We start from the raw sequence: 6,704 nt of genomic DNA, 5'->3' as shown, positions 1-6,704 counted from the left end.
GCCGCACCACCCGGGCCGGGCCGTAGTCGTCACGGCCTTCCGCCTCGCCGACGTCGGACGGCTCGGCGATCACCCAGTCGTCGCCGGGGCCGCCGAAGATCTCGTCCTTGCCGTAGCCGCCCGCGAGGACGTCCTCGCCGCCGCCGCCGAACACGCGCCCGGTCTCGCCGGGAAGGGAGCGTCCGGCGACCAGATCGACGGCCTGGCTGCCGTAGACCTTGTCGTCGCCCGCGCCGGTGTCGACGTAGTTCGGCCCCGAGTCGGCCGGTCCCGGCGCGTCGGGACCGAACTCCTCCTGCGGTCCGGTGTAGATCTCGTCGGCGGCGGAACCGCCGGTGAGGATGTCGGCACCGGGCCCGCCGACCAGCAGGCTCGGCTGGGCGCGGAAGCGGGGCGACGGGTCGGTGGCGGCCAGCGGGCTGTCGGAGGCCACGCCGATGGTGTCGTTCCCGCCGTTGCCCCACAGCCGGTTGCGGCCGAGTCCGGCGGCGATCCGGTCGTCGCCGTCGTCCGGGCCGTCCGCCGGCGCGCCGGGCAGGCCCTCGGCGTTCCAGTCGGCGACCTCGACCGTGCCGACCCTCCGGCTGCCGGGGTTGAGGTGGCCGTCACCGGATACCCAGCCGCCCGCGCCGCCTACGGTCAGGTAGTCGTTCCCGGGGCCGCCGGCCACGATGGCGACCGATGTGCCCTGCTCGTCGTACTGGTCGGCGCTGGTGATCTGGTCGTTGCCCTTACCGCCGTCCACCACGTTGCTTCCTGCGCCGGCCAGGATCAGGTCGTCGCCGTCGCCGCCGAAGGCGACGATCTTCCGATCGAACGGATACGGCGTGCCGGAGTCGTCGGCGTACCCCTGGAAGACGAGCCGGATGCTGCCCTTGGCGGCGCGGCCGTCGGCCAGCACCCGGTCCATGCCCGCCGCACGGTGCTCCTCGCGGACGCCGAGCGCGCTCACCACGAACCCCTCGTCGCCGGGGAGCTGGCTGACCGTCCACTGTTCGGCGGCGTCGCTCGGCTTGGCGCTGCTGCCGCCCCTGGCCCCGCGCATCGCGCCGACGTGCAGCACCAGCGCGCTGCCGCTTTCGGTGGCGAGCTTGGGCGGGGCCTCATCGCACTTCGGCCGGACCGAGAAGTCGAGCAGCGTGGCCTCGACGATCGTCCAGTCGTAACGCTTCTTGAAGATGGAGACCCCGAGCTCCACCCATGCCTTGAGATAGACCCTGAGCTTGCCGTCCATCACGAACAGGCACATCGGGTTACGCAGCAGGACCCCGGCGAACTCGTAGAACCTGAACTTGCCGTCGTTGGTCGGATCGGCCCAGGTCATCGAGATGCCCAGGGAGATTCCTCCGCTCACGCCCCCCTTGATGAGCAACAGGTCCACCGCCGCTCCGGCCTCCAGACGGCCGGACAGGGTGATCGCCGGTAGTGGGCGGCCTCGCTCGTCGGTGGTCTTCAGGTACAGGCTGTCGAGGACCTGGAGATCGACCTGGCCCTGCTCGATCGCCTTGCGGATGCCATACGTGTCGAAGCCCGCCTTGATCCGCGCCTCGACCCCGGCCGTGCCGGAGATGACCACCATGATGGGGGGCGGCGCGTACACCGGGCCGAAGGACTGGCTGTAGGTGAAGCCCAGGCGCAGCGGGCCGGAGTCGAACTCGACGAGCTCGACGTCCTTGCCCATGAGCAGGCTGAAGATCGACCGGCCGGCATTGCCGAGCACGGGGAAGCTGAAGCCCGCCTTCGCCGACTGCTGCATGGGCCCCTGCTCCTGCGCGGCCTTCGCGGCATGGCCCTTGTCACACGTCCTGGCGCCCTGGTCGAGCGCCGCGAACAGGTCCTCCGTCGCGGGAGCCATGTCCGTGATCAGCGAGTCGGCCACGTCCGGCGAGTTCTGCGTGGTGAGCGCCTTGTCGCCGGCCACGGAGAAGCCACCGATGGGGATGTGCAGCTCGCCGCGGCAGTCGGGCAGGGCGGAGACCACCTTGGTGATCTCGACCACCCGCTCGATGAACTGCGTCGTACTGTTTCCGCCCAGCGTGTTGAACTTCTTGGCGATCGTCATCAGGTTCACGTCGCCGCCGCCCGCGGACCGGCTCAGATCCGAGAGCACCGGGATGGGCGCGTAGAGCTGGTCGATCACCGGGCGCACGGGGTCGGTGACCCGCTTGACCTGCGTCACCACCGGACCAAGGACGGTGCGGAAGAAGTCGCCGGCCTCCAGGTTCACGTTCGTGAAGGCGATGGACAGGTCGTCGGGGTCAGGGCCGCCGGCCTTGGTGAGGTCCCAGGCCAGGTGGAAGTCGCCGAACAGCCCCGGGAACATCGGGGAACCGGGCGTCACGGTGAAGCGCCAGTCGATGGCGGCGTTGGCGTGCAGCGAGGTCTCCACCAGGTCCCCGGCGTCGGCGAGCTGCTGGAGCCCGATCCGGCCGACCGGCTTGAGCCCGACGGTGAACGTGCCCGCGAACAAGTCGGGAGACTTCGGTGTGCGGTTCTTCAGGGTGACGTCGAGGATGGCCAGCTTGGCGTTGATCTCCTCCGGTAGCGACACGTTCACGCCGAGGTTGGCCCGCGGCCGGTTGTCGGAAGTGGCGTCGATGTAGAAGCCGCTGGTCCGGTCCAGGCCCACCGTGGCCTTGACCGACCAGCCGGCCTCGGCCCGTACGCCCTTGCCCGAGCCCTGGCGCAACGCGAGGCCGGGGATCCCGATGTCCAGCTGCCGTTCCAGGCCCACGCAGCTTTCGACGCAGCCCTGCTGGGGGTCGACGACGCCCTTGCCGATGTCGATCGTGAATTTGATGCCGGTCAGCTCGGTGCCCTTCGCGGCGTCACAGGCGGTGGGGTCGCTGGGCTCCGGCACCTGCACGCAGGTGATCAGCGGTTGCACACCGGGGCCGACCTTGGGGGCCAGCTCGGCGTTGTACCAGTCGCGCAAGTTCTTGCCGGTGGGCACCCGGCCGCCGTTCGGCAGCTTGGCGACCGCCACCTTGATCTCCTGGCGCTTGGCGCCGACGAAGTCCGCACCCTGCTGCAGGTCGTGGCCGACCAGGGGCAACTTGCCGCCGTAGGAGGCGGTGCGCATGCCGGTCTCCAGCGCGGTCAGGTAACGGTCGATGCCGTCGCCCAGGTTGGTCCAGTCCAGCTCCAGCCCCGCGGGCAGCGTGGAGAAGTCGAAGGCGGGCAGCTCCAGCCGGTCGATGTCGCCGGGCAGCTTCGTGGTCAGATCGAACATCTCGGCCAGCGGAGCGACCCTGGGCAGTCGCAGGATGAGCGCGTGCTTGCCGTCCTCGGTGATCGGGCGGCCGTTGAGGTAGGCGGGCAGCACAGCGCACAACGCCAGGTCGGTCTCGTCGCGCAGGGGGTCGCGGTCGCAGGTGACCGACTCGCTCGTCTCGTTGAGCGACACGCCGAGCCCGGCGAAGAAGTCGGCCGGAGGTACGGCCTCCTGCGACTCGCCGTCCTCGCCGTCGTAGCGGAGGCTCACGCCGTACGCGAGCCTGGCCTGCATCGGGTCGTCGCCGGCCTTACCGACGGAGACGGGCAGCGGGCCGATGTTCGCCTTGATGGTGCCGTCGAGCCGCGCGCTCGTCTCCAGGTCGAGGCTGGAGTCGGTCTCGACGAGCAGGTCGCGGGCGAGATCGAAGTCGCGCTTGAGGGCCATGCGCAGGCCCAGCCGTACCTGGCCGTTGACGGCGGCGTCGAGGGTGCCCGAGCCGGAGGCGGCGACCAGGCTGCGCTCTCCGAAGGAGAAGCGCAACGGCTCCTTCAACGCCGCCTTCTTGTCGTACGCCAGCGAGAGCCGCAGCCCGCCGTCCTCGTAGGCGACGCGGACCTGACCGCCCAGCGACCTGTTCAGCTCGGCCACCAGCGCCTGCACGGTGTCCGGTGGGGCCGCGGTCAGCCGGTCGATCGCGTCCCTGAGCGGCGAGCGGAGCGCGTAGGCGGCGCCCGGCTCGGGAAGGGCCTGGCCGAACTTCGCGGTGAACGCCATTGTGTGCTCGCCGCACACGGCCCTGACGACCATCAGGCGGGTGCCGATGATCACGCCGCGGCCGAGGTACGACGGGGTGAACGTGCGCGAGGGGTCGGTGACGAAACCGTTCTCGCTCCCGCAGGCGCCGTCGCCGTAGACGACACCGGGGCCCGAGCCCATCTCCTCGGCGGCGACCAGGTCGGAGACCGAGCGGCCGAGGAGCGGCAGCTTCGTGGTCATCGCTTCGCCGACCGGCCCGCTGCCCTTGACCTGGTCCAGGTACGTGGCCAGCGCGCCGAGCGATTTGAGCAGCGTGCCGAACAGCGCCCGCGGGTTGTCGGGGTCGAAGGCGAAGCCCTTGACCTTGCCGATCTGGTCGAAGCCGCGGAAGACCAGCGTGCCCGGCTTTCCGATGTCCGGCATCTCCACGTCGCCGGTGACCCTGCCGCCGAAGAAGTCCGCGATCCCGGGCACGCCCACGTTCACCCTGGCCCGGGCGGTGGCATCCACCTGAGAGGTGAGGATCTGGGCGGGATCGCTGGCCAGACGCTCGAACAGCCGCGTCAGCGGTACGTCCCCGACGTCCTTGAGCGTGACCTTCACCATGTCGCCGTAGCCTGTGCTGGTCATGGAGAGGTCTCCGGTGAGCTGCACGCCCAGGTAGCCGACGACGGCGTTGAGGTTGATCGGGCTCGTGATCGACAGACTCGCGCCGAACAGGTCGCCACCGGTACGCAGCATGATCCGGTCAGCGGCCCGGGGCAGCTCGGCGACCACGGTCGAGCTGCCATCCGGATTGGTGTGCCGGTAGGGGCACGCCTTCTGCTGGCCGTCCGGCCGGGTGGCGCACGCCTGCCCGGTAGCGGGGTCGCTGAGGTCGAGCACGACCGTGGCGGTGGCGTGGTAGCCGCGCATGACCCCGGCGACCGAGGTGGCCGCGTTCGCCTGGTCGAGGCCCGCGCGGGCCTTGAAGGTGTCGCCGAAGGACACCTGGCCGATCATCGGGTCGGCGGCGGCGATCCGGTACGGCGCCCCGGCCGCCGGCACTCCTGCGCGCCACCCGTCTTCGGCGAGGGTGACGGTGTCGGCGGTGTTGTCCACCACCATGCCGGTCGACGCGCCCGCGGTGACCATACGGCCGGCGAACTCGCCCGGCGTCCACTTCTGGCCGCTGTGCCTGAGCGTCTTGGCCGTGTAGGTGACACCGGTGCCCGCACCGCTGCTGACCTGTCCGGCCGGGTTGAGCGGCTCGGGGATGGGGTTGACCGAGCGGTCGACGACGAGCGTGAAGGCGATCTTCTTGGTGGCGTCATCGTAACCCGCGCCGACGACCTTGATGATCGCGCCACCGGGCAGGGCGCGCGCCCTGCCGAGCGCGGCGAACAGGTCCTGGATCGAGGTGAAGGTGGGCTGGCCGGTGTTCCGGTCGACGCTGTCGGCGACGAACTTGTCGATGGCTTCTGAGATGTGCACCGCGTCGGCCAGGGAACCCCGCATGAACGGTAGGTCCAGGTTGCCCTGGTCTGCCCAGCGGGCCCGCTGTACGGCGGTGATCGCACCGGACAGATGCGCCAGTCCGTCGAGCAGGTCTTTCGGCGTGAGTGTCTGGAAGCGACCGAGCCGGTCCAGGTCGGGCTGGCTAACGCTCACCTGCGGCCCGCCCGTCGCGAGGTCCGGCCAGGTCACGTCGATGGTCGCGGTGGCGCCCTCAACTTGGGCGCCGGCGAACGGCTGGGCCTTGACCTCCAGCCTGGCGTTGGCCGAGCCCTTCCGGGAGAAGGTGAACAGTCCGGCCGCCGCGCCCTCCGCTCCCAGCTCGCGCAGGTCCAGCCTGCCGTCGCCGTCCGGGTCGGAGGCGGCGGAGGTGATCGTGGAGGTGAAGGAGAGTGACGACCCGGCTGACAGGTCGACGCCGAGGATGCCGAAGGCGGCCGAGGGCTTGGCTCCCGCCACCAGCCGTCCGTCCGCCTGCACCGTCAGCACGGCGTCCTTGCCCAGCCACGCGGACCCGGTGGCGGGGTCGTAGGCGAAGGGGAGCTTCGCGACAAGCTTGAGCGTGACGTCCACTCCCCCGGAGGTCGCCAGCGAGACCCTGGGCTGGGTGCTGCTGACGGAGAGCGGCCTGTTGGCGACCGTACGGGTGACCTCCAGCGTCAGGTCCAGGCGCCTGACCGCGCCCACGGTGCTCGCCTTCGCCAGCAGCCGACCGGTACGCGGGCCCGGGAGCGGATACTCGTCCTGAAGGTCGGACAGGCTGGCGAGACCCTTGATCTTGTCGTACACCGCCACGTCGAACAGGTCGCCCATGCCCAGGCCGTCCGCACCGCCGGGCACCAGGCCGACGAGAGGCAGCTGCTCCCCCATCGGACCAAGCGTGGCCATGCCCTTGCTGACGGCGGCGAAGCGCTCGACCGCGGTAAGGAGCGCGGCGGTCTCCGCATCCCGTTGCGTGGCCGCCACGGCGACCCGCGGTGGGGCTGTGACCAGACCTGCCAGCATCCCCAGCACGCACATGACGCTGACCAATCGTTGCCTCACCACGAGACCCCCCGAGACCGAAAGACGGCATACGAGGGACATGTCTAGCGATGGGGCCTAAAGAAGAACTTGTGGAGCCTTACGAGAACCGACTCGTCCGCTAGGAGCTGTTTGGAGTTCGGATCATGTGGTTGAGGTGAGGAGCTTCAGCCACATGATCGAGCCTCGGAGGTGGAGTCCGGCCTCGTAGCTT

General features: G+C 70.2%; 1 protein-coding gene. It reads right to left on the bottom strand.

Features of this window, described 5'->3' with window-relative positions; translation table 11 throughout:
- On the bottom strand, positions 1–6,511 hold a 6,511-nt coding region (locus AB0B89_RS33820; protein ID WP_358561002.1), incomplete at its 3' end, for a calcium-binding protein.
- Positions 6,512–6,704 lie beyond the last annotated feature (193 nt).

Origin of the sequence: Sphaerisporangium sp. NPDC049002 (genome assembly GCF_040649355.1) — a bacterium.
Taxonomy (GTDB): domain Bacteria; phylum Actinomycetota; class Actinomycetes; order Streptosporangiales; family Streptosporangiaceae; genus Sphaerisporangium.
This window is presented reverse-complemented; position numbering and strand designations above follow the sequence as displayed.